19 protein-coding genes, 2 tRNA genes, 1 other RNA gene and 1 pseudogene are annotated in these 24,514 nt (G+C 65.4%); 12 read left to right on the forward strand and 11 right to left on the reverse strand.

Annotation, left to right across the window (positions count from 1 at the left end; translation table 11 throughout):
* Positions 1–18: 18 nt before the first annotated feature.
* Positions 19–564 (reverse strand): single-stranded DNA-binding protein, encoded by a 546-nt coding sequence (locus tag ACFQQD_RS09720; RefSeq protein ID WP_378088724.1) that lies wholly within the window; start codon positions 562–564, stop codon positions 19–21.
* Positions 565–770: 206 nt separating this feature from the next.
* On the opposite strand from ACFQQD_RS09720, the gene ACFQQD_RS09725 reads away from it, so the two are divergent.
* A tRNA-Arg gene (locus ACFQQD_RS09725) sits at positions 771–843 on the forward strand.
* Between the two features lie 47 nt (positions 844–890).
* Positions 891–2,444, forward strand: coding sequence for a DUF2079 domain-containing protein (locus tag ACFQQD_RS09730; protein WP_378088726.1), 1,554 nt, complete (start codon positions 891–893; stop codon positions 2,442–2,444).
* 55 nt (positions 2,445–2,499) lie between these two features.
* On the opposite strand, the gene ACFQQD_RS09735 is transcribed toward ACFQQD_RS09730, so the two are convergent.
* A complete protein-coding gene (locus tag ACFQQD_RS09735) occupies positions 2,500–3,834 on the reverse strand; it encodes a fatty acid desaturase family protein (protein ID WP_378088728.1) in 1,335 nt (444 codons plus the stop codon).
* Between the two features lie 140 nt (positions 3,835–3,974).
* A complete protein-coding gene (locus ACFQQD_RS09740) occupies positions 3,975–5,036 on the reverse strand; it encodes a ferredoxin reductase (RefSeq protein ID WP_378088730.1) in 1,062 nt (353 codons plus the stop codon).
* A gap of 203 nt (positions 5,037–5,239) precedes the next feature.
* Between ACFQQD_RS09740 and ACFQQD_RS09745 the strand changes: the two genes are divergently transcribed.
* A complete protein-coding gene (locus tag ACFQQD_RS09745; RefSeq protein WP_378088732.1) occupies positions 5,240–6,409 on the forward strand; it encodes a PucR family transcriptional regulator in 1,170 nt (389 codons plus the stop codon).
* Positions 6,410–6,450: 41 nt separating this feature from the next.
* Here the strand turns inward: ACFQQD_RS09745 and ACFQQD_RS09750 are convergent, their stop codons facing one another.
* From ACFQQD_RS09750 to mptB (ACFQQD_RS09760), 3 genes are read right to left on the reverse strand one after another with little or no spacing between them, the layout of a single operon-like run.
* Complete coding sequence (locus ACFQQD_RS09750; RefSeq protein WP_378088734.1) at positions 6,451–7,779, reverse strand: glycosyltransferase family 87 protein; 1,329 nt, start codon at positions 7,777–7,779, stop codon at positions 6,451–6,453.
* The gene (gene mptB / locus ACFQQD_RS09755; RefSeq protein ID WP_378088736.1) at positions 7,776–9,365 is read right to left on the reverse strand and encodes a polyprenol phosphomannose-dependent alpha 1,6 mannosyltransferase MptB; all 1,590 of its coding nucleotides are present in this window, start codon (positions 9,363–9,365) and stop codon (positions 7,776–7,778) included. Before mptB (ACFQQD_RS09755) ends, ACFQQD_RS09750 begins: the two co-directional genes overlap by 4 nt.
* A complete protein-coding gene (gene mptB, locus ACFQQD_RS09760; protein WP_378088738.1) occupies positions 9,362–10,963 on the reverse strand; it encodes a polyprenol phosphomannose-dependent alpha 1,6 mannosyltransferase MptB in 1,602 nt (533 codons plus the stop codon). The genes mptB (ACFQQD_RS09755) and mptB (ACFQQD_RS09760) overlap by 4 nt, the downstream gene beginning before the upstream one ends.
* 84 nt (positions 10,964–11,047) lie before the next feature.
* On the opposite strand from mptB (ACFQQD_RS09760), the gene orn reads away from it, so the two are divergent.
* From orn to ACFQQD_RS09790, 6 genes and pseudogenes are all read left to right on the forward strand, one after another.
* A complete protein-coding gene (orn, locus tag ACFQQD_RS09765) occupies positions 11,048–11,668 on the forward strand; it encodes an oligoribonuclease (protein WP_378088740.1) in 621 nt (206 codons plus the stop codon).
* 120 nt (positions 11,669–11,788) lie between these two features.
* A tRNA-His gene (locus tag ACFQQD_RS09770) sits at positions 11,789–11,864 on the forward strand.
* Positions 11,865–11,981: 117 nt separating this feature from the next.
* Positions 11,982–12,113 carry a DUF2200 family protein gene (locus ACFQQD_RS09775; protein WP_378088742.1) on the forward strand — a complete coding sequence of 44 codons (132 nt, stop codon included), beginning with the start codon at positions 11,982–11,984 and terminating at the stop codon, positions 12,111–12,113.
* Positions 12,069–12,343: pseudogene (locus ACFQQD_RS09780) on the forward strand (DUF2200 domain-containing protein); the annotation flags it as partial. The gene ACFQQD_RS09775 and the pseudogene ACFQQD_RS09780, both read left to right, overlap by 45 nt.
* A gap of 42 nt (positions 12,344–12,385) precedes the next feature.
* The gene (locus ACFQQD_RS09785) at positions 12,386–13,012 is read left to right on the forward strand and encodes a hypothetical protein (protein WP_378088744.1); all 627 of its coding nucleotides are present in this window, start codon (positions 12,386–12,388) and stop codon (positions 13,010–13,012) included.
* A gap of 72 nt (positions 13,013–13,084) precedes the next feature.
* On the forward strand, positions 13,085–13,843 hold the full coding sequence (locus tag ACFQQD_RS09790) for a GntR family transcriptional regulator (protein WP_378088746.1): 759 nt from the start codon (positions 13,085–13,087) through the stop codon (positions 13,841–13,843).
* Positions 13,844–13,887: 44 nt separating this feature from the next.
* On the opposite strand, the gene ACFQQD_RS09795 is transcribed toward ACFQQD_RS09790, so the two are convergent.
* From ACFQQD_RS09795 to ACFQQD_RS09805, 3 genes are all read right to left on the reverse strand, one after another.
* A complete protein-coding gene (locus ACFQQD_RS09795) occupies positions 13,888–15,471 on the reverse strand; it encodes a GntP family permease (RefSeq protein WP_378088748.1) in 1,584 nt (527 codons plus the stop codon).
* A gap of 13 nt (positions 15,472–15,484) precedes the next feature.
* On the reverse strand, positions 15,485–16,693 hold the full coding sequence (locus ACFQQD_RS09800; protein ID WP_378088750.1) for a zinc-binding dehydrogenase: 1,209 nt from the start codon (positions 16,691–16,693) through the stop codon (positions 15,485–15,487).
* A gap of 113 nt (positions 16,694–16,806) precedes the next feature.
* Positions 16,807–18,309, reverse strand: a complete 1,503-nt coding sequence (locus tag ACFQQD_RS09805) for a CoA-acylating methylmalonate-semialdehyde dehydrogenase (protein WP_378088752.1) — start codon at positions 18,307–18,309, stop codon at positions 16,807–16,809.
* Positions 18,310–18,580: 271 nt separating this feature from the next.
* On the opposite strand from ACFQQD_RS09805, the gene ACFQQD_RS09810 reads away from it, so the two are divergent.
* Entirely contained in the window at positions 18,581–19,420 is an 840-nt protein-coding gene (locus ACFQQD_RS09810; RefSeq protein WP_378088754.1) for an aldo/keto reductase, read from the forward strand.
* 42 nt (positions 19,421–19,462) lie between these two features.
* The gene (gene def, locus ACFQQD_RS09815; RefSeq protein WP_378088756.1) at positions 19,463–20,092 is read left to right on the forward strand and encodes a peptide deformylase; all 630 of its coding nucleotides are present in this window, start codon (positions 19,463–19,465) and stop codon (positions 20,090–20,092) included.
* Positions 20,093–20,176: 84 nt separating this feature from the next.
* On the opposite strand, the gene ACFQQD_RS09820 is transcribed toward def, so the two are convergent.
* Complete coding sequence (locus ACFQQD_RS09820; RefSeq protein ID WP_378088758.1) at positions 20,177–21,631, reverse strand: glyceraldehyde-3-phosphate dehydrogenase; 1,455 nt, start codon at positions 21,629–21,631, stop codon at positions 20,177–20,179.
* A gap of 346 nt (positions 21,632–21,977) precedes the next feature.
* On the opposite strand from ACFQQD_RS09820, the gene ACFQQD_RS09825 reads away from it, so the two are divergent.
* Positions 21,978–23,939, forward strand: a complete 1,962-nt coding sequence (locus ACFQQD_RS09825) for a BCCT family transporter (protein ID WP_378088760.1) — start codon at positions 21,978–21,980, stop codon at positions 23,937–23,939.
* Positions 23,940–24,084: 145 nt separating this feature from the next.
* Here ACFQQD_RS09825 and rnpB read toward each other — a convergent pair.
* Positions 24,085–24,476, reverse strand: an RNA gene (gene rnpB / locus ACFQQD_RS09830) — RNase P RNA component class A.
* Between the last annotated feature and the right edge of the window lie 38 nt (positions 24,477–24,514).

A 24,514-nucleotide genomic window follows, 5' to 3' on the forward strand; every position in this document is an offset into this window, starting at 1 on the left:
AGCGCGGAGCGAAGAGGTTCAGGCCACCACCAGCCGATCCGCACTGTCGGCACCGTCCACATCGTCTGGTTCGGAGAGCTCTGCCACATCCTCAGCGCCCTCGTCACCGTCAGCATCGTCCAACACTTCACCGGTCTCCTGGTCGACGTTTGCCTCCAGGGACGAAGAACTCGGCCCGTGGCCGCTCTCGATCGAGTCGGCAGAACGGCTTGAAGATCGGGCGAAGGAAGCCGTGCCGAGCGAGAGATCATGGCCGATGGTCTCGGCGTCGATCTCCACGGCGGTCCCAGAACGCTCGTCGGTTTCCCACGGACGGACCTTCAACCGGCCGGAGACCACGACGGGCTGTCCCTTCTGCAGGGAGGCGCCGGCGTTCAGAGCCAGCGAACGGAACATGTTCACGGTGAACCAGTTGGTCTTTCCGTCGACCCAGGCATTGCGTTCCCGGTCGAAACGCCGGTCGGTGGCAGCCAACCGGAAGTTGCCGACGGAGAATCCTGCCTGCGCCACGCGGGTACTGGGATCGGTCGCGACGAAGCCGCGGACGGTGATGTGTTCGCTCATGATGAGGACCTTTCAGTGGACCGGCCCGCGGCCGGCAGTGACGCCGTCGGGCGGGTGCCGAGCGGCGGCCGAAGTTCGTTCTCCGGCTCTGCCAGCACATCGGTTGCACCGCCGGCACACCAGTGGGAGCACCGCCTGCAGTGGACAACGCACCGCACGGCAGTGTCCTGTGGAGCAGTGACGGCCCGATAGAATGGCCGGACCCAGCCCCAGTAGCTCAGTGGATAGAGCAGGAGCCTTCTAATCTCTTGGTCGGGGGTTCGACTCCCTCCTGGGGCACTGGCCGGCCCCGTCCCGACGGCCGCGAAAGGTGGACTGTGCAGGATGTGAGCGTGGACGCCCGCCGTCGTTCTCGGTGGGGCATCGGCCGGCAGATCGAACGGCGGGACGGGGCGGAGTCCGTCGCCCCCTTCACCACTCGGAGGCAATGGCTGCAGCTCGGAGCCATCATGGCCGCCGGAGCAGCCCTCTACCTGGTCCACTCGTTTTTGCGCTTCCGCAACTACGAGGCCAAGGGCTACGACCTCGGCATTTTCGATCAGGCCGTTCGCCAGTACGCGCTGTTCCGCGAGCCCTTGGTGCCGATCAAGGGCGTGGATTTCAACATCCTCGGTGACCACTTCCACCCGATCCTGGCACTGCTCGCGCCGTTGTACTGGATCTGGGACGACCCCCGGATGCTGAACATCGCGATGACGGCGCTCCTGGTGTCCAGCTGCGTCCCGGTCTACCTCTTCATCCGTCGCCGTTTCAGCCACACCACCGCCCTCATCGCCGCCGGCGCCCTGGTGTTGTGGTGGCCGTTCCAGGCGATGGTCAATTGGGACTTCCACGAGATCGCCTTCGGCGTGCCGATCGCCGCCTGGGTGGTGTGGGCAATCGACGGGCGCAGATATTGGTTGGCCACCAGTCTCTCTGCCGTACTGCTCACCGTGCGCGAGGACATGGGCGTCACTCTCCTGGCCATCGCGCTGGTGTTGGCGATCAAGCGGGCCTGGGCGCCCGCCGTCGTGACCGCCGTGCTGGGGGTGGCCGGCTATGTTTTCGCCACCTCCGTGGTGATCCCGCACTTCTCCCCCGAGGGTGAGTTCGGCTATTGGCAGTTCACGGCGCTCGGTCCGGACATGGGGTCCTCGATCGCGTTCATCCTGAGCCAGCCCCTGGATGCCATCGCGGTGTTGTTCGACCATCCCCTCAAGATCGGGCTGTGGCTGCTGCACTTTGCCGCCCTGTGGCTCTTGCCGTTCCTCTCCCCGTACACGCTCATCGGCGCGCCGATTCTGCTCTCCCGGCTGTTCAACGACCGGCTCAACGTGTGGAGCCCCGTCTATCAGTACGACGCGATTCTCGCCCCGATCTTCCTGATGGCAGCGCTGGAGGCACTGTCCCGCATCGGCGTGTGGCGCCAGGGCCGGCACCCACACCGAGACCCACGACGGCGGCGACTTCCGGTGATCTTCGTGAGCGTCCTGTTGGGCTGCGGCGTGGTCGGAACCCTGTTCTTTCCGCAGGTGTTCCCGTTCCAGCGCACCGTGACGGGTCAGAACTGGCAGAGAAGCGAGTGGGCGCATGCTCTCGACCGGGCCGTGAAGTCCATCCCGGACGACGTCTGTATCGAGGCCGCCGACAATGCGGTGCCGCACCTGGTGGACCGCACCTATGTGGGCCTGCACGGGGACATGGGCGACGAGTTGGCCACCTGGATGATCATCGACACCACCGTCGAGGAGCTCGGCGGCTGGGACCCGCTCACCCCGGACGAGGCCTTGGACCGCGCCGAGCGGCTCGGTTATGAGCCGGTCAGCGCGGACGACCACGGCATCTGGGTGCTGCATCGGGACCGGCCCGTCGACCCGGCCTGCGTACAGTACGTTCCCTGAAACGCTTCCTGAGCCAGCGGCCGGTTCAGTCGCGATCGAGTCCGTGGCGGCCGGTTCAGCGGCGGTTCGGCAGAGCCAGACGGAAGATCTTGCCCCACGTGGAGCCCACCTGCCGATGCAGGGGCCCGGTGTTGTAGGGCAGCCCGTAGCGCTCACAGATCTCCCGGACCTGGACCGCGACCTCGGCGTACCGGTTGGACGGAAGGTCCGGGAACAGATGGTGCTCGACCTGGTGGGACAGGTTGCCAGTCATGAAGTGCATGGCCTGTGAGCCGGAGATGTTGGCCGAGCCGATCATCTGCCGCACGTACCAGTCTCCACGGGTCTCGCCCTCCACCATCTCCTCGGTGAAGGTCTCGGCGCCCTCAGGGAAATGACCGCAGAAGATCACGGCGTGGGCCCAGATGTTGCGCAACCCGTTCGCGGCCACCGTGCCGAGAAGGGCCGACTTCCCGGAGCCGGTGAGAATCTGAGCCGCCACCGGGGTCGCGGCATAGTCCTTGGCGAACTGTTTGGCGGCCTTCAGGCCCACGGTCTTCAAGTCCCGCATCAGTTCGCTCTTGGACTTCTCCCCCGTCTTGACGCGGTCCAATTCCAGATCGTACAGGGCGATGCCCCATTCGAAGACGGGCGCCAGACCGGCGTTGATCACGGGGTTGAGAATGTGCTTGGGTTCCCAGGGCTGATCCCGGTCCACGCGGAGGACGTTGTAGCCCACGTCGCGATCCTTGCCGATGACATTGGTCCAGCGGTGGTGCATGTCATTGTGGGTGTTCTGCCAGGCTTTCGAGGGCGTGACGAAGTCCCATTCCCACGTGGTCGAGTGGATGTCCGGATCGCGCATCCAGTCCCACTGACCGTGCAACACGTTGTGCCCGATCTCCATGTTCTCGATGATCTTGGCGACAGTCAGCATCGCGGTCCCGGCCGTCCACGCGACCTTGTTGTTGGCGCCCAGCAAGCACGCCCGACCCCCGACTTCGAGGGCGCGCTGCCAGCGGATCACTCGGCGAATATAGGCGGCATCCGTGGCGCCGCGCTGGGCCAGGACCGAGTCGCGAACCGCGTCGAGTTCGCGGCCGAGTTCGGCCACCTGCTCGTCACTCAGGTGCTGGGCCGCCGGCGGACGCACTGCCGGGCTGCCGGTGGCGGCCAAGGCGCCGGGCCGGACTGTCTGTGCCTGCGTCTGAGGAGCGGTCTGCGGAGTGGTCTGCGGAGTGGTCTCGGTCGAGCCCTGCGACTCGGCCGCCTGCTCAGCCGGCGCATTGGTGTCCGGCCCGCGGCCTCGGCCCGGGGCCCAGCTCACGGTGTCGGGTTCGGTGATGCTCGCCTGGCGTGCGCCACTGAAGAGTTTCTCGGTGGCTTTCTGGTGCTTCGAAGTGACGGTCATGAGTACGGGGGTCTCCTCGGGGGTTGGAGATGAATGTTCGGAGAAGAAGGTTCGGAGAGGAACGTTCGGAGATGATTGGCGGGCAAAGAGAAAGAAGAAGTCTGGGGGGCGGCTAGGGGCTCGACGTCTCGCTGCGGACACTACAGCCCCAGGCTGACCGGCCCCGCTGCGGCACTGACGCAGGTCTGGATGAGTTCACCGGGATCCCCGTGGACCTCGCCGGTCCGCAGGTCCATGACCTTTCCGGACCGTAAAGGCACGAGGCACGCGTGGCAGATGCCCATGCGGCAGCCGCTGGGGGCGGCCACACCGGCGTCCTCGGCCACGTCGAGCAGGGGAACATCTCCGGCGGCGTCGGCCTCCAGGTCAGAGATCTCGAAGACGGCCAGTCCCCCGGCTCCGGGTTCCCCGCCGACCAGGTCGGCCTGGAACCGCTCGATCTTCAGGCCGGCGGCGTCGGGGCCGGACTCGCGTTCCCAGAGTGCCTCGGCGTCATCGAGAAAGCCGGAGGGTCCACAGGCAAAGGCCGCTCGGGCGCGCCAGTCCGGGCACAGCTCGTCCAGGGCGTGGGGTTCGGAGAGGTCCAGGCGACCGTCGTCAGCAGTGACATGGTGATGCACGCGCAGGCCCGGGAACTGCTGGGCCAACTCGGTCAATTCCTCGCGGAAGGCGGCCGAGTCCAGTGTGCGTACCGAATGAATCAGCACGACGTCGGCATCGGGGCGCCGCGGAACGAGCGTGCGGATCATGGACATCACCGGGGTGAGCCCCGAGCCAGCCGTCAGCATCAGCAGCGGTCGAGGATGTTCCGGAAGGGTGAAGTCACCTTCCGGCCGGGCCAGGAAGAGGACATCGCCGACGTCGGTATTCCTCACCAGGGCACCCGAGACTGTGCCGATGTCCGTGACGGTGATCTCCGGATCCGAGCCTGCTGCGGCGGAGAGCGAGTACGAGCGCCACTGGCGCACTCCGTCCACGTCCACACCGATGCGGGCCCACTGGCCGGCCTCGTGAGCCTGCCAGCCCGGGCCGGTGCGGAACGACACCGTGGCAGTGCCGGGAACAGGACGTTCGACTTTGGTGACCACGCCGCGCAACTGCCGGGGTGAGTGCACGGGATCGAGCAGGGACAGGAATTCCTGTGGGGACCGCGGCGAGGAGAATACCGACGTCAATAAGGAGAGGATGGAGCTTCCGGGCATGACCTCAGCCTATGGGCCCCGGCGACTAAATACTGCACCGTGGAGATACGATTAGCACCGTGAATCTATCGTCGGAAGATAACCTACCGTCACACCCTCTGGCGGGCGGCCCGCCACCTCCGAGGGTTCGGGACACCTCACAGGCCCAGCGCTCGCGCGGCACGGAGCACCCGTGGGACGCCTCCCGGCCACCGTGGTTGTCCTTGCCCCCGGAGCTGACGGAACTGCTGGCACCGGCGGTGCCGGACGTCGTCGGGCGCATCATCGAGACGGTCCCGCATCAGATCCCGGCCTATCAGATGGCCCGGAGCGAGCGATTCAGCGAGGTGCTGTTCCTGGGCGTGAAAGGAGCCCTGGAGCAACTGCTCTCCCTGCCTGGCACCTCCGATCCGGCGCTGAACGAGGAATCGCGGCAGTTGGTCGCTGCCCTCGGAGCCGGTGAGTACCGGCAAGGCCGTGGCATGGACGCCTTGCTGGCGGCCTACCGCACCAGCGCACGGATCACCTTCCGTGGGCTCTCCGAGGCCTGTGCCGAGCAGGGCATGGGGATGGATGTGGTGGTGGATCTCGGCGAGACGATTCTGGCCTACATCGACGAGCTCTCGGCCGTCAGCGTCCAGGCCTATGCCGTGGAGCAGGCTGCCCATGCCGGCGCCCTGGAGTTGCGTCGCGCCGATCTGGTGACGGCACTGGTGGGCGGCAGCACGGAGATCGGTGAGCTGCGGCGACTCGCCTCCGGTGCGGACTGGCATCTCCCCCAACGCATGGCCGCGGTGGTGATGCCACTCGAGTCAGCCTCGAGCGTCCGCACGCGGCTCGGCCCCTCCGGCATCGTGGTCGAGCGCGAGTCGGAGGCCACCGCCGTCATCTCCGTGGCTCAGCCACAGCGGATGCGGTCACGGTTCGAGGAGATCTTCGCCGGTACGTCTGCCGTGTTGGGGCCACCCGTGGAGTGGGACGGGATGGCGCACTCCCACCGGGTGGCCCAACTCGTGGCCGCGCTCCTCCCCGAGCAGGTCGGTGACGCCCCCGTGTTCGCCTCAGACCACCTGACCAGGGTCGTGCTGGCGGCCGAGCCACAGGTGATGGACGACCTGGCGGTCCGGCGCCTGACGCCCCTGAACGAGCTTCCCGACTCGAAACGACCGGTGTTGGAGAGAACCCTGCTGTACTGGCTGATCCACTGGGGCCAGCGAGTCCCGGTGGCCCGGGAACTGGGAGTGCATCCGCAGACCGTGGGGTACCGAGTGGCCAGGTTGCGGGAGCTGTTCGGTGCCCAATTGGATGACCCCACGGCCCGGTTCGAACTCGAGCTGGTGTTGCGCTCCCGGTGGATGACCGAGCACACCTCCGGCGACCCCGAGCTCAGTTGACCCGGATTCCTTGGATTCCGCGGATGGGGCCCGTCGTCGGACTACTCAGTCGACGCAGCCGGGACGCGCCGCCGACGGGATGACGGCGGTGCCGGCAACAGGAAGCGGTCGGGCTCGTCGGCCAGAACCCCGGCCGCCGGGTCGGCGTCCGGACCCGGCGCAATGGCCTCCGGAGGGCGGTTGATATCCCGGATCACCGACAGACAGATCCACAGCACCGCGGCCAGGTGCAGGACGATGCCTGAGCCGTACCAGAGCGGGATCCAGGGTCCCCCGCCGCCGAACGTCCCGTCCGAGGTGATCCGGGCGGACTCCATCCAGACGCCGGCCCAGTGGTAGACCTCCACCGCCTGCCAGATCCAGAACTGCCGCCAGTCCGGCCGGGCGAGCACGACCAGCGGGATGAGCCACATCACGAACTGCGGTGAGTACACCTTGCCGAGCACGATGAACGCCGCCACGATCAACAGGCACAGCTGGGCCATCTGCGGCCGGCGCCGGGCGGAGAGACCGAGGTAGGCGATGCCGAGGCAGCACAGGCCGAACAGCCCGTTGGAGATCAGGGAGAAGGTCTCCCCCGACCATCCGGTCCAGGTCAGCGCCAGCCACATTGAGGAGAAGGACACCTCCCGGTCCCCCGAGAAGGTGTAGAACCGGCTCCATTGGTCGAAGGCGGTGAGCATGAACGGGAGGTTCACCGCCAGCCAGGCAGCCACTCCTGCCGCCAGAGACGTGAAGAACACCCGGAGGCGTCCGGCTCGCCAGCACAGCACGAGGATCGCACCGAAGAAGAACAGCGGATACAGCTTCATGGCCGCACCCAGTCCCAGCACGACGCCGGCCAGCACGGGATGGTTCCGCGACCACAGCAGCAGCCCGAGGGCCGCGAGCATGACCGCCCACAGGTCCCAGTTCAGGAACGAGGTCAGGATGATGCCCGGCGCCACGGCCACCATGAGCGCGTCCTTGGAGCGCCCCCGGGCGGTGTAGGCGGTGGCGATCACCACCACCAGCCAGCACAGCAGCGCGCCGACGGCGTTGACGTCGAAGTAGGTCACCGTGCGTTCCAGCATCGTCCCGTCCGCGGGGACGAACCAGGACGTCACCCCGGCGACGACGGCCAGCAGGGCGGGGTACTCCATCCACTGTTCCTCCGGCAGCGGCGTATAGAACGGGAAGTAGCCCTCGGCCAGCCCTCGCGTGGAGAACAACTGCCCGAAGTCCGAGTAGCACATATGGACGTGCACATCCGGGGCCTCCCAGCCGTTGATGCGGCACCACTGCTTGGAGAGCACGGCCAGCACGGCGGCGAGGAGCGTGGCGCCCACGAGGACCAGGAGCAGTCTGCGGTCCGGTCGGGTCTGGTTCACGGAGCCTCCTGGCCGGTCGTGCGCGAAGCGAAAGGGAACAACATGGACGTCTTCGGGTCGAGAAAGACAATGAACACCATATAGGCGGCGCCGACGGCACCCGTGATCATCCGCACCCAGAACAAGGAGATCCACTGGGCCACGGACAGTTGATCGACAACCCCGACCACCACGAGCATCATGACCAGCAGGTACAGCGCCCACGCGAGCCAGCCGTGCCATCGACGGACGACCGCGAACATCGGCAGCGCCCACAGCAGATACCACGGCTGGATGATCGGCGCGAGCACGACGGCGGCCAACAGCGCACAGCCGGTGGCCATCACCGGGTGGATCGGTCGCCGGGTGAGCGCCAACCAGGCGGTGAAGGCGACCGCGATTACTTTGCCGAGGCTGTAGACGACGTCGGCCACCACCCGGATGCCGGACCCCGAGGCGGCGTCCACGGCCCAGCCGATGCCCAGTCCCAGCAGCCCGAAGGGTGCGTAGGGAAATGCGGCGTTCCCGGACGTGAGCATGGCCGGAACCCAGCCGAACCAGAGTCCCGTCACGGCCCCGACGGCGCAGAGCACGACGGCGGCCGCCCCGGCGCACCAGGCCCACACCGTGAACCGGGATCTCCAGGACGGGCGGCCGGAGAGCATGAGCAGTCCTGCGAAGGGCAGGGCGATGATCGTCAGAGGCTTGATGGCGATCGACAGTGAGACCAGAACGAGCCCGGCGAGATTCCGCGAGCGCGAGGAGTCCGGACCGAGCAGGACGAATCCGACCAGGAGCAGGCCGATCATGAGTGCGTCGTTGTGAATCCCCGCGATCATGTACAGCGCGAACAGCGGGTTGGCCACCGAGATCCACAGTGACCATCCCGGTGCGGTGCCGAATCTCCGGGCCAGGCGCGGGACCGCCCACAGGCACAAGGCCAGGCCGACCACGGAGAAGGCTCGGAACATCAGAATGGCCGGCTCCGGGCTGCTGCCGGTGACGAACCAGACGGCCCGGGCCGCCAGCAGGAACAGTGGGCCGTAGGGCGAGGGAGACTCGGCCCAGATCGAATCCGCGCCCTGCATGAACCAGCCGGGAAGCTCAGAGATCCAGTCCTGATACGGATTCAGCCCGGCATGCAGCAGTCGCCCCTGACCGAGGTAGGAGTACACGTCCCGGGAGAAGACCGGGAACGCCAACAGCAGCGGTGCCGCCCACCACCATGTCGCCCGCACGATGACGGGCGTGGCCGTCTCCCATCGGTGCTCCAGCCGCTGGCCGAGTCGCAACCAGGCTCGGACCAGCAACAGGGAGCCGAGGACCAGCAGGATCGCGCAGAGGACCACACCGACCGGTTCGACCCGCAGGGGATTGAGCACGGTGGTCCGGGCGAAGACCGACGTCGGCGTGGTTGCCAACCAGCCCACGCCCCACGAGCCGACCATGATCATCAGCGAGCCGATGAGACCCTGCCACACGGAAGGGGCGGTGACCTCGTCCTCGCCACCGATCAACCACCGTGTGGCGGCAACACTGCCCAACCGGCGGCGCAGCCCGGCGAACGGACCACGCGTTGCTGTTCCGGGTGCCGCTGTCCCCGTCACGGAGGAGTCATCCCCTGTCTCGTCTTCGTCTTCCGTGGGGATGTTTCATCCGGAGTCCGTTCGGATCGCCGAAGGCGTGCCACCGCCCGACGGAGGGCAGGGCGAACGTGCCATTCCTCCTTCATGATCGAACTCGTCCAGGGATCAAGTAACAGGATCCACACCATGCAGCCCCAGGAGAGCAGCGTGGCCAGGTGGGCCAGTTGGTCCCCGATGCCGAGGAATTGCCAGACGAACAACTGGTCTGCGGCGCCGAAGGCCAGGAAGAAGGCCACCGTGAAGACCACCCATTTCAGCTGCCAGTCATCCCGGATGCCGATCACGGCGAAGAACGGCAACAGCCACAGCAGGTACCACGGTTGGATGATCGGAGTCAGCACCACCAAGGCGGTAAAAGCCCAGGTGAGCCGCTGCATCAGGTGTTCGTGCCGGCCACGGAACATCAGCCAGATGACGATGATGACGGACAGGATGCGTCCGATGGTCTTGAAGGCGCTCAGCACCCATTCGTCGGCGAGGCCGAGGGAATTCAGAATGACTTTCGTCGCATCCGCCATGATGCCCAAGGGGGACCACGGAACAGATCCCGTCCCCGTGGTCAGCATGACGGTGAGCCATCCGTAGCCGAAGCCGTTGAGCATGCCGACCAAGACCATGATCAGCCCGGAGATGCCGGCGGTGAGGAACCAGTAGCCGAACCGTCGGGCCCAGCTGGCACCCCGGCCGGCCCACAGCAGACCGATGAAGGGCAACAGCACCATGGTGATCGGCTTGATGCCCATCGAGGCTGTCACCAACAGCACACCGAGCAGTCCGCGTCCCGTGGCCGCGTACCAGACCCCGGCGACGGCGAGTCCGGTCATCAGGGCGTCGTTGTGACCGGAGGCCACGAAACTGATGAGCAACAGCGGGTTGGCGGTGGTGATCCATTGCGCTCGCGCCGCGTCGGTGCCTAGCAGGGTGGCGAGCTTAGGCACGTAGACCATGATGAGCACGACGCCAGCCACGGCGGTGAGGCGGAACAGGAAGATCGCGAGATCGGGATCGTCCGGCCCGGCCACGGCCATGACGAACTGTTCGATCCAGAGGAACACCGGCCCGTAGGGCGTCTCCGTCTGAGCCCATGTGGCGTCCGCGCCGAGCTGGAACCAGTTGGACAGCGTGGAGATGCCGCTTTCGTAGGGATCCTGACCGGCCACCATGAGCCGTCCCTGGCCGATGTAGGCGAAGATGTCCCGGGAGAAGATCGGCAGGCACGCCAACAGTGGCAGGCTCCACGCCGCCGTCGTGATGTTGACGATTCCCAGGCCTCCCCTGCCGGAGAAGCGCACGACCTTGCCCAGACGCAGCCAGCCCCAGAACATCAGCCAGCAACCGAGAGTCAGCATGACGGTGCCGGTGATGACCCCGTACTCGGTGGTGCGCCACGGGATCAGCCAGGACCACCGGTTGACCGGAGAGATGGAGGCCAACCAACCGACGGACAGGGAGCCTGCCAACACGGCGAGTGAACCGAGAAAGCCCACGACCCCGGCAATCCACACGGCTGGGGTCCACGTCGGCGAAGCCGGTTCCGTCCGGGTGCTGGGCACACTCATCGGGGTCGGGATCCTTCCGTCCTTCGGCAGGCCGTCCGAGGGCCTTCCACAAACTACCACCGGGCGGGGGCTACTGTGGGAGGCGTGGCAGCTACTGCAGAGAACCTGGTGTGGATTGATTGTGAGATGACCGGGCTGGACCCGGTCGCCGACGCGCTCGTCGAGATCGCGGTGCTGGTGACCGACTCCGAGCTCAATGTTCTCGGCGAGGGCGTGGATGTGGTGATCAAACCCCCGCAAGAGGCGCTGGAGCAGATGGTCCCGTTCGTCCGGGACATGCACACCACCTCGGGTCTGCTCGAGAAGCTCGACGACGGCGTCAGCCTGGCCGAGGCGTCCGATATCTGCATGGCCTACATCACTGACCATTGCCCGCAGCCGGGCAAAGCCGTGCTGGCCGGCAATTCGGTGGGCCAGGACAAACTGTTCCTGACGCGGGACATGCCGGCGATCACCGACCACCTGCATTACCGCATCGTGGATGTCTCCACGCTCAAGGAACTCTCTCGCCGCTGGTACCCCAAGGCCTACTTCCAGTCCCCGGCCAAGACCGGCGGGCATCGGGCCCTCGGGGACATCATCGACTCGATCAATGAGTTGCGTTACTACCGGGCCGCCGTCATGGTGGACGCCCCGGGGCCGGACTCTAAGACCGCTCAGCAGATCGCCTCACAACTGGAGTTGGTCACCGCGCCGCAGGGCTGATCACCGTACCGGCGGGGTTGGCACTGGGTTGGTCCATCGACCGTCCACGGCGATGCGCATCAGTGCCGTGACCGTGTATGATGGAACGCGCTGTCCGGGTCGGTGCGCCGATCCAGCATGGTGGGTATAGCTCAGCTGGTAGAGCGTCTGGTTGTGGTCCAGAAGGTCGCGGGTTCAAGCCCCGTTACTCACCCCACGTGGGCGAGGTTCACTCTTTCGGTCAGAGGAAAGTCTCTGGTGAGAGGGTGAACCTCGCCCTTGTTGTTTGTTCTGTCTCCGGCGGGAAAGCGCCAACCCCCGTACCATGTGGAGCATGAAGACGGATGAGAAGACCCTGAAGCGGGTCTATGGGATGCCGTTCTCCGCGGTGTATCCCCACTACGTCACGAAGGTCGAGAAAAAGGGCCGCACGAAAGCCAGTTACACGAGGTCATCACCTGGCTGACCGGTTTCGACGACGCTGACCTTGAGCGCCACCTATCGCAGGAGACCTCGTTCGAAGCGTTCTTCGCCGACGCGCATCTGAACTCCAACGCCCCGCTGATCACGGGCGTCGTGTGCGGAGTACGGGTCGAGGACATCGAAGACCCGGTGATGCAACAGCTGCGCTACCTGGACAAACTGGTCGACGAGTTGGCGCGAGGCAAGACCATGGAGAAGATCCTCCGGTCATGACGGGTTCTGCCTCAGAGGTGCAGTCGACCGTACGCTGATTCCATGACCGACTCGTTCGATCGCACCTGTGCCGAGCTGCGCGCCCGCGGGACCGTGACATTGCCGGGGAGACCATCTACCTGGACGCGTGTACTCACCGTTTTGATGACCGTCCTGCTGGTGATGGTCGCCGGACTGGTCGTGGCCGGCATCATCACGTTGCTCGTGGTCTCTATCAATGGCGTGGCCGTGCATCCTGTCGGGTTCGCCGTACCACTGATGCTCGCCGGATTGGGATGGCTTCTTCTGCGCGCCTTCCGGTCACACCGAGCGTTCGCCACGGCGCAGACGCTGCCCGTGACCCTGTCGCCGCAAGGGTTCACCGTCCGCGGGATCGGGCCTGTTCCCTGGCACGACGTCCAACCACCGGCACATCACCTGGTGCCGTCGCAGCATGACTCCGGATATGAACGCCGGGCCGCCATGGCGCTCTCACCCTCCGGGCTTCGCAACGTGGCCGCGCTCTCGCGCGAGCAGCGAAAGCTCCTCGGCCCCGTGAAACGAAGCATCTTCGCCCGCTCGGACATGAACTACATCTATGTACCAGACGCGGAAGGCCTGAGCACCGACGAGACCATGCAGCTGTTCCGGACCGCCCACGAGATGTTCACCCGGGGTGCCGCGGTCTGAACCGTACCGCGCCCCCATGGGACAATATGGAACACTGATGCGAATGCCTCGATGCCACCAGATGTAGTTGACGTGAAGGAGCTGTCCGACGTGCCGGCCGAACTGGAGATCTTCCTCGACCGGAACTCCCCCGTGCCGCTCTATCACCAGATCGCCGAGGCTTTTGAACACGCTATCCGGACCGGTGACCTTCCGCCGGAGACCAAGCTCGACAACGAGATCGATCTGGCCAAGCGCTACAGCGTCTCCCGTCCGACCTTTCGGCAGGCCATGGACAAGCTCGTCCGGGACGGCCTGGTGGTCCGGCGCCGCGGAGTCGGCACTCAGGTGGTCGGACCGCGGGTGCGTCGCAGCCTGAAGCTCTCCAGCCTCTACAACGATCTTCGCGAGGCCGGAGTCGAACCCACCACGACGGTGCTGGCGCTGGAGGTCATTACCGCGGACGACGACGTTCGTGAGCAGCTGAGTCTTCCGGACGGTGCGGAGGTTTATCACGTCCGCCGCGTGCGCTCCATCGACGGCCAGCCTCTGGGCATCATGGAGAACTACCTGCCGCTCTCGGTGGGCACCCTCACCGTGGCCGACCTCGAAGAGGGCGGGCTCTACAACGCCATGCGCCGGCAGGGCACCGACTTTCAGATGGCTCACCAAACGGTCGGGGCAACAGTGGCCGACTCCACCCAAGCCGAGTTGCTGGACATCAGCATGGGCGCCCCACTCGTCACTGTCCAGCGGACAGCGCTGGACAGTTCAGGCACTCCCATCGAGTTCGGCGACCACGTGTACCGCGCGGACCGATACTCCTACGAGACCACCCTGATGAACCGCTGAGATTCAGGAGGGTGGTTCAGGAGTTGTGCCGCAGAAGTGGCTACTCAGAAGCTGCCGACCAGCAGCACCACCGGTACCAGAGCGGCCGTGACACACACCGGAATGAGCAGAGAGATCACGCCGACGTCCTTGTAGGCCTCGCGGTGAGTCAAGCCACAGACGAGGATCAGCGTGATCACGGCGCCGTTGTGCGGCATCGAGTCAAAACCGCCGGAGGCCATGGCCGTGATCCGGTGCATGGCTTCGAGACTGATCCCCTGGTCCACGGCCAGTTGTCGTAAGTCATCGCCCAAGGCATTGAGCGCGATCGTCATGCCACCCGAGGCCGAGCCGGTCACGCCGGAAATGGTGGAGGTGGATATCGCGGTGGCGACCAGGGCGTTGCCGCTGACGGTGAAGATGCCGTCCCGAATGAGCGTGAAGGCGGCCAGTGAGGCGATCACGGCACCGTAGCCGACCTCCGAGGCGGTGTTGAAGATGGGAAGCAACGCGCTCTTCGCACCATGGACCAAGCCGTGCCCGATCCATCGAAGATGCCTGATGTTCATCACCAGAATGCTCAGGATCGCGATGACCATCGCACAGATCACGGCCCACGTGCTCAGCCGGTCGTCCAGGGTGATGCCCCCAAACTGCTCATCCGCCAGGTAGTCCCAGTTGAGGCCCGGCAGAATGACCATGGTGAAGCTGAGATTCACCACGAAGACCAACAGAATCGGGATGAACGACAGGACGTGATGCGCAGGAACGAGCTGCTCTTCGTCGTCGCCGGGGACCTCGCGCCGACGGACCTCGCCTCGGTCCTGCTCGCGGGTCAGGATGGACGTCCGGGCCTGTCTCTGAGCCCCTCCATGGTCACCGCCACCGCCATCGCCGACTGTCCCGTCCCCGGGAGACCGCCCGTCTGCGCCAGCACCGGCCGCACCAGCGCCGTCAAGATCTCGGACATCACCGACTCCGGCGCGGCGTTCCTGCTCGGTGGGGTCGGTGAAGCTCTCCCCCGCGGCCATGAGTTTGCGCTTGCGATACTCCAGCCACAGCATGCCCAGCACGAAGGTGACGGCCCCTCCGAGGAGGCCCAATCCCGGCGCGGCGAACGTCGTCGTCTGGAACGCCTGACCGGGGATGATGTTCTGCACCTGCGGAGAACCGGGCAGGGCCGTCATGGTGAAGGTGAGCATGCCGTGGGCAATCGTGCCGGGGATCAGTCGCCGAGGAATGTCTGCAGCGCGGAACAGCTCCCGTGTCAACGGGAACATCACAAAGACGACCACGAACAGGCTGATGCCCCCGTACGTCAACAACCCCGTGGTCAGCACGGTCGCCAGAATGGCTCGTTGAGGCCCCAGGAGACGGGTCATCACTTGAGCGATGTCCTTGGCGTAGCCGGCCATGGTCATCAGCCGACCGAAGATCGCCCCTGTGAGGAACATCGGGAAGTACTGCTGGATGAACCCGGCCAGGGCCGGCATGAAGACCTCGGTGTAGTTCGCCAAGATGGGCGCGCCCGAGAACACGAGTGCCACCAGTGCGCACAGTGGAGCAGCGACCACGATGGTCACCCCACGGTAGGCCAGGGTGATGAGCAGGACTAAGGAGAGCAGGATCCCCAGCAGACCGAGAAACATGGGTGAGAGTCCTTCAGGCCAGCGAGGGGTTGGTCTCGATGAGCCCGCGCCCGAGGATCTTCCGCTCGTTGAGCAGCTGATACGCCTCGTCCGTCTGTTCGAAGGCGAAACGATGGGTGATCAGCGTGTCCAGGTCCAGTTGGCCCTCGGCGGCCAGCCTGATGACCTCGGGCATGGTGGAGGATGCTGACGCGCCGAAGGAGCCCAGGATCTGCAGTTTCCGCCGCACCACCTTGGTGATGTCGACATCCATGGTCTGGCCCGCCGGGGCGATGCCGGCCAGCACGGCTCGACCGCCGTCGTCGAGAAGGTCCACCGCGAGCTTGACCGTGGCCACCGAGCCGAGAGCTTCGAAAGCCACGTCGACCCCGTGGCCCAGGGCGTCGGTGATGTGCTGGACCGGATCGGCGTTCTGGGAGTTGATGACGTCGGTGGCACCCAGTTCTCGGGCCAGGGCCAGCTTGTCGTCGTCCACGTCGATGGCAAAAATGCGATCAGCACCGGCCGCGCGGGCCAGGTGGATGATGCTCAGGCCCACACCTCCAGCGGCGATCACCGCCACGTTCTCCCCCGGCTGGACCTGGGCGACCGAACAGACGGCACCATGGCCGGTGAACAGGCTGCATCCGAGCACCGCGGCCTCCAGCAGTGGGACGCTGTCCGGCAACGGGAAGACTCCGCGAGAGGGCACCACACAGCTCATGGAGTGCCCGCCCATGGAGTACATGGCCAGCTCTTGAGGTTGTCCTTCCGACTGACGTCCTCCCGACTGACCGTCTGATGGGCCTTCAGGGGTGCGGGTGTAGCGCGTGGTGCCGTCGTAGAGCTGACCCTTGAGCCGGTTGTAGTTGAAGAAGTTCTCGCACAGGTCTTCCAGACCCTTGGCGCAGTGACGGCAGCGGCCACACGGCATGATGAAGCTGCAGGCGACCCGGTCCCCCGGCTGCACATGCGTCACGCTCGGCCCGACCTGGCGAACGATTCCGGAGACCTCATGGCCCAGGACGGCCGGCTTGGGAAAGGCCACCTCATCCTTGATCACGTGAAGGTCGGTATGGCAGACGCCGCAGGCGGCCACCTCGACCAGCACCTCTTCTGGGCCTGGGGCGGCAACCTCAATGGTGTCAGCGTGCAGCGGCTCATGGGCCGCCTCCAGAACGAACGATGCAGCTTCCGGCATGACGAGGTCCTTCCAGGTGATGGCCGTCACAGTAACGGGCATCACGGTATTGACGGTTAGTAGTAATGTCAAGACAAATAGCGCCCACGAGAACGCATGCCGCCCAAGAGAAAAGGTGCGGCCCCAGGAAGGGGACCGCACCTTTCACTGCGAGATCAGTCGTGCGAGGGGAAATTCATCGAGGCGGCGACCACATCGTTCTGGTGCGGCCACCGCTGGGTGACGACCTTGCCGCGGGTGTAAAACCGGACGCCGTCGGGCCCATAGATGTGCAGATCGCCGAACAGCGAGTCCTTCCATCCCCCGAAGGAATGCTGTGCCGCAGGAACCGGAATGGGCACATTGACGCCGATCATGCCGACGGTGACCTGCCGCTGGAACGTCCGGGCGGCATTGCCGGAACCGGTGAAGATGGCGGTCCCATTGCCGTAGGGGTTGGCATTGATTACGCGGATCGCCTCCTCAAGGGAATCCACCCGCACCACCACCAGCACCGGACCGAAGATCTCCTCCTGATAGGCGGACATCTCCTGCTGGACACGGTCCAGCACGGTAGGGCCCACGAAGAAGCCCTCCTCCTTGCCCTCCACCACGAGGTCACGGCCGTCCACCACGACGGCGGCCCCGGCCTGTTCTGCCTCCGTGACGATGCGCTGCACGCGCTCCTTCGAGGCGGGAGTGATGAGCGGCCCCATCTCCACGTCCGACTCGGTTCCCTCACCCACAGTGATGTCTCGCGCACGCTGGCCGACCTTGTCGACCAGTGCGTCGGCGGCCTCGCCCACCGCCACCGCCACCGAGACGGCCATGCAGCGCTCGCCGGCGGAGCCGAAAGCCGCAGCGGAAAGGTGATCCGCCGCGAGGTCGAGGTCCGCATCCGGCATGACGACGGCGTGGTTCTTGGCGCCACCCAGAGCCTGGACACGCTTTCCGTGCCGAGTGGCGGTCTCGTGCACATGCTTGGCGATCGGGGTGGACCCGACGAAGGACACCGCGTCGATCGACTCGTGGGTCAGCAAACCGTTGACAGTGTCCTTGTCCCCATGGAGCACCTGGAAGACGCCGTCGGGCACCCCCGCCTCGTGATAGAGCTTGGCCAGCAACAACGCCGCCGAGGGATCGCGCTCGGAGGGCTTGAGGATGAAGGCGTTCCCGGTCGCGATGGCGATGGGCGACATCCACAGCGGGACCATGACCGGGAAATTGAACGGCGTGATGCCCGCGACCACACCGAGGGGCTGACGGAAGGAATAGACGTCGATGCCGGTGGAGAACTGATCGGAGTACTCCCCCTTCAGGGTCTGCGGCAGGGCGCACGCGTACTCGACGACCTCCAGACCACGCGCGACCTCACCGGCGGCATCGGAGAGCACCTTGCCGTGCTCGGAGGTGATGATCTGGGCCAGCTCCTGGGTATGGGCATGGACGAGTTCACGGAACGTGAACATCACGTTCATCCGCTTGGACAGCGACACCTCGCCCCACTGATCCGCCGCGGCCCGAGCGGCCCGCACGGCCTTGTCCAGGTCCTGCTCGTCGGCCAAATGGAGACGTCCCGTGACCTCGCCCGTGGCCGGGTTGTACACGTCCTGGCGGCGGGCACCGTGCCCAGGATCAGCTTCGCCGTTGATCCAGTGAGTAATCTCCGTGGTTCCCATGAGAGGCCCTTTCCTCGGTAAGTCTGTGGTGAGCGTGGTCAACACTCGAGATGTGTTTCACCCCACTCTCGGTTCAGCCTGTCCTATTGTCAAGACAAATAGCCTGTAGTCTCGCCCCGGTTCCTCCGTCAGCGAAGACGAGGCAACAGGGGTTCACAGCTCTCAGATCCGAACCCCGGAGTGGTTAGGCTGAATGCGGATTTTCTCCAGTGGGGCCGGGGCCATCCATCCCGGCCGAATCAGCTGAAGAACCGATCGAAGGAGCGCACACGTGTCTGAAGTTTCCACCATCACCCTCAACAACGGTGTCACCATCCCCCAGTTGGGCTACGGCACTTACCAAGTGCCGCCGGAGCAGACGAAGGACGCCGTCCTGGCCGCACTCGAGGTCGGGTACCGCCACATCGACACCGCCGAGATGTACGGCAACGAGCGTGGTGTCGGTGAAGCCCTGAAGGAGTCCGGCCTGGCCCGGGAAGACGTGTTCATCACGAGCAAGCTCAACAACGGCTACCACCGCCGCGACGATGCCCTGCGCGCCATCGACGAGAGCCTCGCCGACTTGGGCATCGACCAGCTTGATCTCTTCCTGATCCACTGGCCGCTGCCGACCATCGACGTGGACTACGTCGAGACCTGGAAGGCCATGATCGAGATCCAGGAGTCCGGCAAGTCCCGGGCCGTGGGCGTCTCGAACTTCCAGGTGCCGCACCTGCAGCGCCTGCTGGACGAGACCTCCCTCGCGCCGGCGGTCAACCAGATCGAGGTTCACCCCTACCTCACCAATGAAGAGGTGCGGGCGTTCGGCGCTCAGCACAACATCGCGACCGAGGCCTGGTCCCCGATCGCCCAGGGTGCCGTGCTCGACGACCCGACGCTGAAGGAGATCGCCGAGCGCGTGGGTCGCACCACCGCCCAGGTGACTCTGCGTTGGCACATCCAGCGCGGCGACATCGTCTTCCCCAAGTCGGTCACCCGTTCCCGGATCGAGGAGAACTTCGCGCTCTTCGACTTCGAGCTGACGGACGAGGACGTGAAGACGATCGCCTCGCTCAACAAGGATCAGCGCACCGGTCCGGACCCGGACACGTTCGATTACGTCCCCCGGTAACTCTTCCCTCCAGAGTTCACGACCACCAGGAGTCCGCACACCATGACCGTCCGCCCGATCACCATCCACGGTGAACCCGTTCTGCACCGCCGAGCCACGGAGGTCACGCAGATCGACGAGGAGATCCGGACACTGGTCAGCGACATGTTCGAGACTCAGGAAGCCGCTCGCGGCGTCGGCCTGGCCGCGCCCCAGGTCGGCGTCGGGCTGCGGATCTTCACGTGGACGTATGAGGACTCCGGCGATGCCCCGCCCCGCGGTCATGTGATCAACCCGGTGCTCACCCGTATCGGCAAGACCTCTCAAGAGGATCCGGACCCGGATGAGGAGTCCGAGGGCTGCCTCTCCGTGCCGGGCTACAGCTTTCCGCTCAAGCGATCGGACCACGTTCGGCTGACGGGCCAGACCGTCGACGGAGAGACGCTCGACTTCGAGGCCAGCGGTTGGCTCGCGCGCGTGCTGCAGCACGAGTACGACCACCTGGACGGGTACCTCTACATCAACCGTCTCAACGGCAAGTGGACTCGGCGATGGAAGAAGTCCCTGCGCCGCGAGGGCTGGACCGTGCCCGGAAACTCCTGGATGCCCGGCGTCGACCCCGATCCCTTCGGACATGACCACACGTCGGAGTCGGACTCGCCGGACGCGCCAGAGGCGGCGGACGCCGACTAAAAAGACCACCACCCACGACGCCGGCCGGTCACCTCGAGTAGGTGACCGGCCGGCGTCGTTGGTGGGTATGTTGGGTCTGTCAGATCATGAGCGTGGCAATGCCGGGATGGTGTCCCCGGTCATCTTCTCGATCACGCGGACGACCTGGCACGAGTAACCGAACTCGTTGTCATACCAGACGTACAACACCGCGTTCTTGCCGCCGTTGACGATGGTGGCCAGCCCGTCCACGATGCCGGCGCGGTTGGAGCCCACGAAATCCGTGGACACGACCTCCGGGGAATGGATGTAGTCGATCTGGTGGCGGAGGTTACCGGTGAGAGATTCCTCACGCAGTCGAGCATTGAGCTCCTCGACGGTGGTCTCCTTCTCGAGCTCCAGGTTGAGGATGGCCATGGACACGTCCGGGGTGGGCACACGGATGGCGTTGCCGGACAGCTTGCCCTTGAGTTCGGGCAGGGCCTTGGCCACGGCCTTGGCGGCACCGGTCTCCGTCAGCACCATGTTCAGTCCGGCTGCACGGCCGCGACGGGAGCCCTTGTGGAAGTTGTCCGTGAGGTTCTGGTCATTGGTGTAGGCGTGGACGGTCTCCACGTGACCGTGGTCGATGCCGTATTCCTCGTTGATGACCTTCAGCACCGGGGTGATGCCGTTGGTGGTGCAGGAGGCGGCAGAGAGAATCGTGTCCTCGTCGGTGATGTCATCGCCGTTGACTCCGTACACGATGTTCTTGATCTCGCCCTTGCCCGGAGCGGTCAACAGCACCTTGGCGACGCCCGGAGACTTCAAGTGCTGACCCAGTCCGTCCTCGTCACGCCAGCGTCCCGTGTTGTCCACCACGATGGCGTTGTCGATGCCGAAGGAGGGGTAGTCCACGGAGCCCGGATCGTTGGAGTAGATCACCTGGATCACCGTGCCGTTGGCGGTGATGGTGTTCTTCTCCTCATCCACGGTGATGGTGCCCTCGAAGGCGCCGTGGATGGAGTCGCGGCGCAGCAGTGAGGCACGCTTGATGAGGTCGTCCTCGCAGTTCTTCCGCACCACGATGGCACGGAGGCGCAGCGAGGAGCCTCCACCCTCGTGGGACAGGATGATGCGGGCCAGCAGTCGGCCGATCCGTCCGAATCCGTAGAGGACCACGTCCCTCTTCTCCCGGACTCCCTCGCCGCCCTGGCCGGCGACGTCGGCCAACTCGGTGTTGAGGAAATGCTGCAGGTCCCCGCCGGCGGTCCGGAACCGGGCGGCCAGCTTGCCCAGGTCGATCGACGCCGCGCCCAGGTCCATCCGGGTCATCGCCTCGACGATCGGATACGTCTCCTCGACCGGCAACACGGCCTCATCGATCTGCCGGGCGTAACGGTGCGCCTTGATGATGTCGATGACGCCCTTGTGAATGAGCTGTCGGCCGTAAATGCTGGTGATGACGTTGTTGTCCCGGTACAACGTGCCGATCAGCGGAACCATCTTCTCGGCCAGTTCCTCCCGGTGATTCCAGGTGGCGCGGTGCTCTTGCGCGGTTCCGTTGGTCTCTTCAGCCACGATGGGTCCTTCCTTTGTGCCCCTGTGTTCAGGGGGCGACGTCACTGTCGCTCACAGGTGCCGGTGGGCACGCGGTGTGCAGACGGTCATGGCCCGTCCCGGCCTTCTTATCTCTCAGGATACGGCGGCCATCAGTCTAGTGATTCAGCGGACGATTTGATGGCCGCCGCTCACCGGTGCGGCACCTCTTCCGGCACGCCCAACCCGGAATTTGTAGAATCGTAGACTGTTGACTGCACACATTCGTTTGACTCATACCCCGCCTTACTGAATGGTGGCTGGGAAAGATCAGTTCGATCGCGGCCGTTTTCGGGACCGCCATCACTTGACACATAGAGAGGCTGACATGTCGAACTCGGGTAACGAACCCACCACGGCTGCGGAGGAACCACCTCCGACAGCAGCCGCATCGACCGCGCCACCCGGCGCGGAGGTTCCTCGTTCGGCGCGCATCGAGGAGAACGACACCGACGACCAGATTGCGGAGAAGCTGCGGCGCCAGGGCGTACGCCTGGGCAAGGGCACCATCGCATCGGCCGTCTTCTGGCCGGCCCTGATCATCATCGCCGCCGTCGCACTGATCGCCATTCTGGCACCAGGGCCGACCGGCGAGGTGCTGTCCAATATCCAGGGGTGGATCACCACCAACCTCGGCTGGTTCTACATGCTGGCCATCGCCTTCTTCATCGTGGTGGCCCTGGTCGTGTGCTTCTCCAAGTTCGGCAAGATTCGACTGGGCCGTGACGACGAGAAGCCGGAGTTCGGGGTTCTGTCCTGGTTCTCCATGCTCTTCGCTGCCGGCATGGGCATCGGCCTCGTCTTCTACGGTGTCGGCGAGCCCCTCGGCTTTGCCACCACCATGCCGAAGCCCGGCTGGCCGGGCACGGAAACTGGCGCCGATGGTGTGACCACCATCCTGCCGGGTGAAGAGCACACCGTGGCCATGCTCAGCATGGCGCAGACGTTTGTGCACTGGGGCCTGCACCCATGGGCCATCTACGCGGTGATCGGCTTGGCCGTCGCTTACGCCATCCACCGCCGCGGCCGTCCCGTCTCCATTCGCTGGGCTCTGGAGCCCCTCCTGGGCGACCGCGTCAAGGGCTGGATGGGCGACGTCATTGACATCCTCGCCATCTTCGGCACCGTCTTCGGTATTGCCACCTCCCTGGGCCTGGGTGTCTCTCAGATCGCTGCGGGGCTGAGTGCCATGGGAGTCGTCGAAGCTCCGGACAACGTGCTGCTGGTGGTGTTGATCATCGTCATCACCCTGCTGGCCACCTTCTCTGTGGTGTCGGGCATCGGGCGCGGCATTAAGTGGTTGTCCAACATCAACCTCTCGCTGGCAGCCCTGCTGCTGATTTCGGTGCTGTTGCTGGGTCCAACCCTGTTCCTGTTCCAGAACTTCGTCCAGTCCATGGGCGTCTACTTGGCCGAGGTGCTGCACATGACGTTCAACGTCGGGGCCTACTCCGGCGCGCCGGGCGCCGATTGGAATGCCGGCTGGACCCTGTTCTACTGGGGCTGGTGGGTTTCCTGGGCGCCGTTCGTCGGCGTCTTCATCGCCCGCATCTCCCGTGGACGGACCGTCCGGCAGTTCATCGCCGGCGTGCTGCTGGTGCCGACGCTGCTCGGGTTCTTCTGGTTCTCCGTGATGGGCGGCGCGGGTCTGTTCCGCCAGTTCTTCTCGGATAATCCTCTGGTTCCTGAAGGCGCCGACTCCTTCGGGACCGAGGCCGCGCTTTTCGATGTCCTGGGCGAGTTGCCGCTCGGCTCCATCCTGTCCGTGATCGCCATCCTGGTCATCGCGATCTTCTTCATCACCTCGTCGGACTCCGGTTCGCTGGTGGTGGACATGCTGGCCTCCGGTGGGCACCCGAACCCGCCGATCTGGTCGCGTGTGCTGTTCGCGCTCCTCGAGGGTCTCCTGGCCATTGGGCTGTTGTTGGCCGGCGGGTTGAATGCCTTGCAGGCTGCATCGATCGCCACCGCGCTGCCGTTCAGCATCATCCTGATCGCCATGTGCTTCGCGATCGTCAAGGGTCTGACGAGGGACCAGAAGGCCCTCGACGCTCGCGAACGCCGGCTCCGTTACGAGCAGTTCAGTGAGCGGTTGTCGGAGGACTTCGACGAAGCCTTCGGTGAGCAGATCGATTCCCGCATCGACTACCGCATCTCGCGGACCACGGGAGTCTTCGACCGTCGTCGTGGCCCGGCCCGTCCAGGGACCGCGACTCAGGTGGCCGAGCCGGAAGCTCGACCTGAAGATCCCGAGCACCGCGGCAAGTTCGGCCGGCGCCGGAAGGACTAGCTGAACAGCGTGCACCGCGGCGTTCCCTGTCAGGGACGATGCCCCGGTGCACGAACACAGAACGGATCCCCGGGAGGCTTGACCTTCCGGGGATCCGTTTTTCGTGCGCACGGTGCGTGGTACGTCAGTACGTCACTGCGCGGGGTGGGACAGGTCGGTGATACGCCGGATTCTGTGCCGTGGCCGGTTACCCGGGCCACGGTGACGGCCATCCATCTAGGCCCGCCGTTGCCGACGGGCTCCAGCGACCAACCCGGATGCTCAGGCGGGCCGCCCTCGAACACATCCTGTTCGGTCTTGCTCCGGATGGGGTTTACCGAGCCGACCCGGTCACCCGGGCCGCTGGTGGTCTCTTACACCACCCTTTCACCCTCACTCGCCACACCGGTGCGAACACCGGTACGGCGGGCGGTCTGCTTTCTGTGGCACTGTCCTGCGGGTTGCCCCGAGTGGGCGTTACCCACCATCCTGCCCTCTGGAGTCCGGACGTTCCTCACGGCGCCGTTGCCGACGCCCTGCGACCGTCTGCCGACCTGTCCCGGCGAACCACTCTACGGGAATCGCTAGGCTGTCCC

The sequence above is a fragment of the Citricoccus sp. GCM10030269 genome, from assembly GCF_042665635.1.
In the GTDB taxonomy this organism is placed as follows: domain Bacteria; phylum Actinomycetota; class Actinomycetes; order Actinomycetales; family Micrococcaceae; genus Citricoccus.

Coding starts and splice junctions, on each gene's coding strand:
- ACFQQD_RS09720 (WP_378088724.1), bottom strand. CDS start 564: ATGAGCGAACACATCACCGTCCGCGGCTTCGTCGCGACCGATCCCAGT.
- ACFQQD_RS09735 (WP_378088728.1), bottom strand. CDS start 3,834: ATGACCGTCACTTCGAAGCACCAGAAAGCCACCGAGAAACTCTTCAGT.
- ACFQQD_RS09740 (WP_378088730.1), bottom strand. CDS start 5,036: ATGCCCGGAAGCTCCATCCTCTCCTTATTGACGTCGGTATTCTCCTCG.
- mptB (WP_378088738.1), bottom strand. CDS start 10,963: ATGAGTGTGCCCAGCACCCGGACGGAACCGGCTTCGCCGACGTGGACC.
- ACFQQD_RS09775 (WP_378088742.1), top strand. CDS start 11,982: ATGAAGACGGATGAGAAGACCCTGAAGCGGGTCTATGGGATGCCGTTC.
- ACFQQD_RS09785 (WP_378088744.1), top strand. CDS start 12,386: ATGACCGACTCGTTCGATCGCACCTGTGCCGAGCTGCGCGCCCGCGGG.
- ACFQQD_RS09795 (WP_378088748.1), bottom strand. CDS start 15,471: ATGTTTCTCGGTCTGCTGGGGATCCTGCTCTCCTTAGTCCTGCTCATC.
- ACFQQD_RS09800 (WP_378088750.1), bottom strand. CDS start 16,693: ATGCCCGTTACTGTGACGGCCATCACCTGGAAGGACCTCGTCATGCCG.
- ACFQQD_RS09805 (WP_378088752.1), bottom strand. CDS start 18,309: ATGGGAACCACGGAGATTACTCACTGGATCAACGGCGAAGCTGATCCT.
- def (WP_378088756.1), top strand. CDS start 19,463: ATGACCGTCCGCCCGATCACCATCCACGGTGAACCCGTTCTGCACCGC.
- ACFQQD_RS09825 (WP_378088760.1), top strand. CDS start 21,978: ATGTCGAACTCGGGTAACGAACCCACCACGGCTGCGGAGGAACCACCT.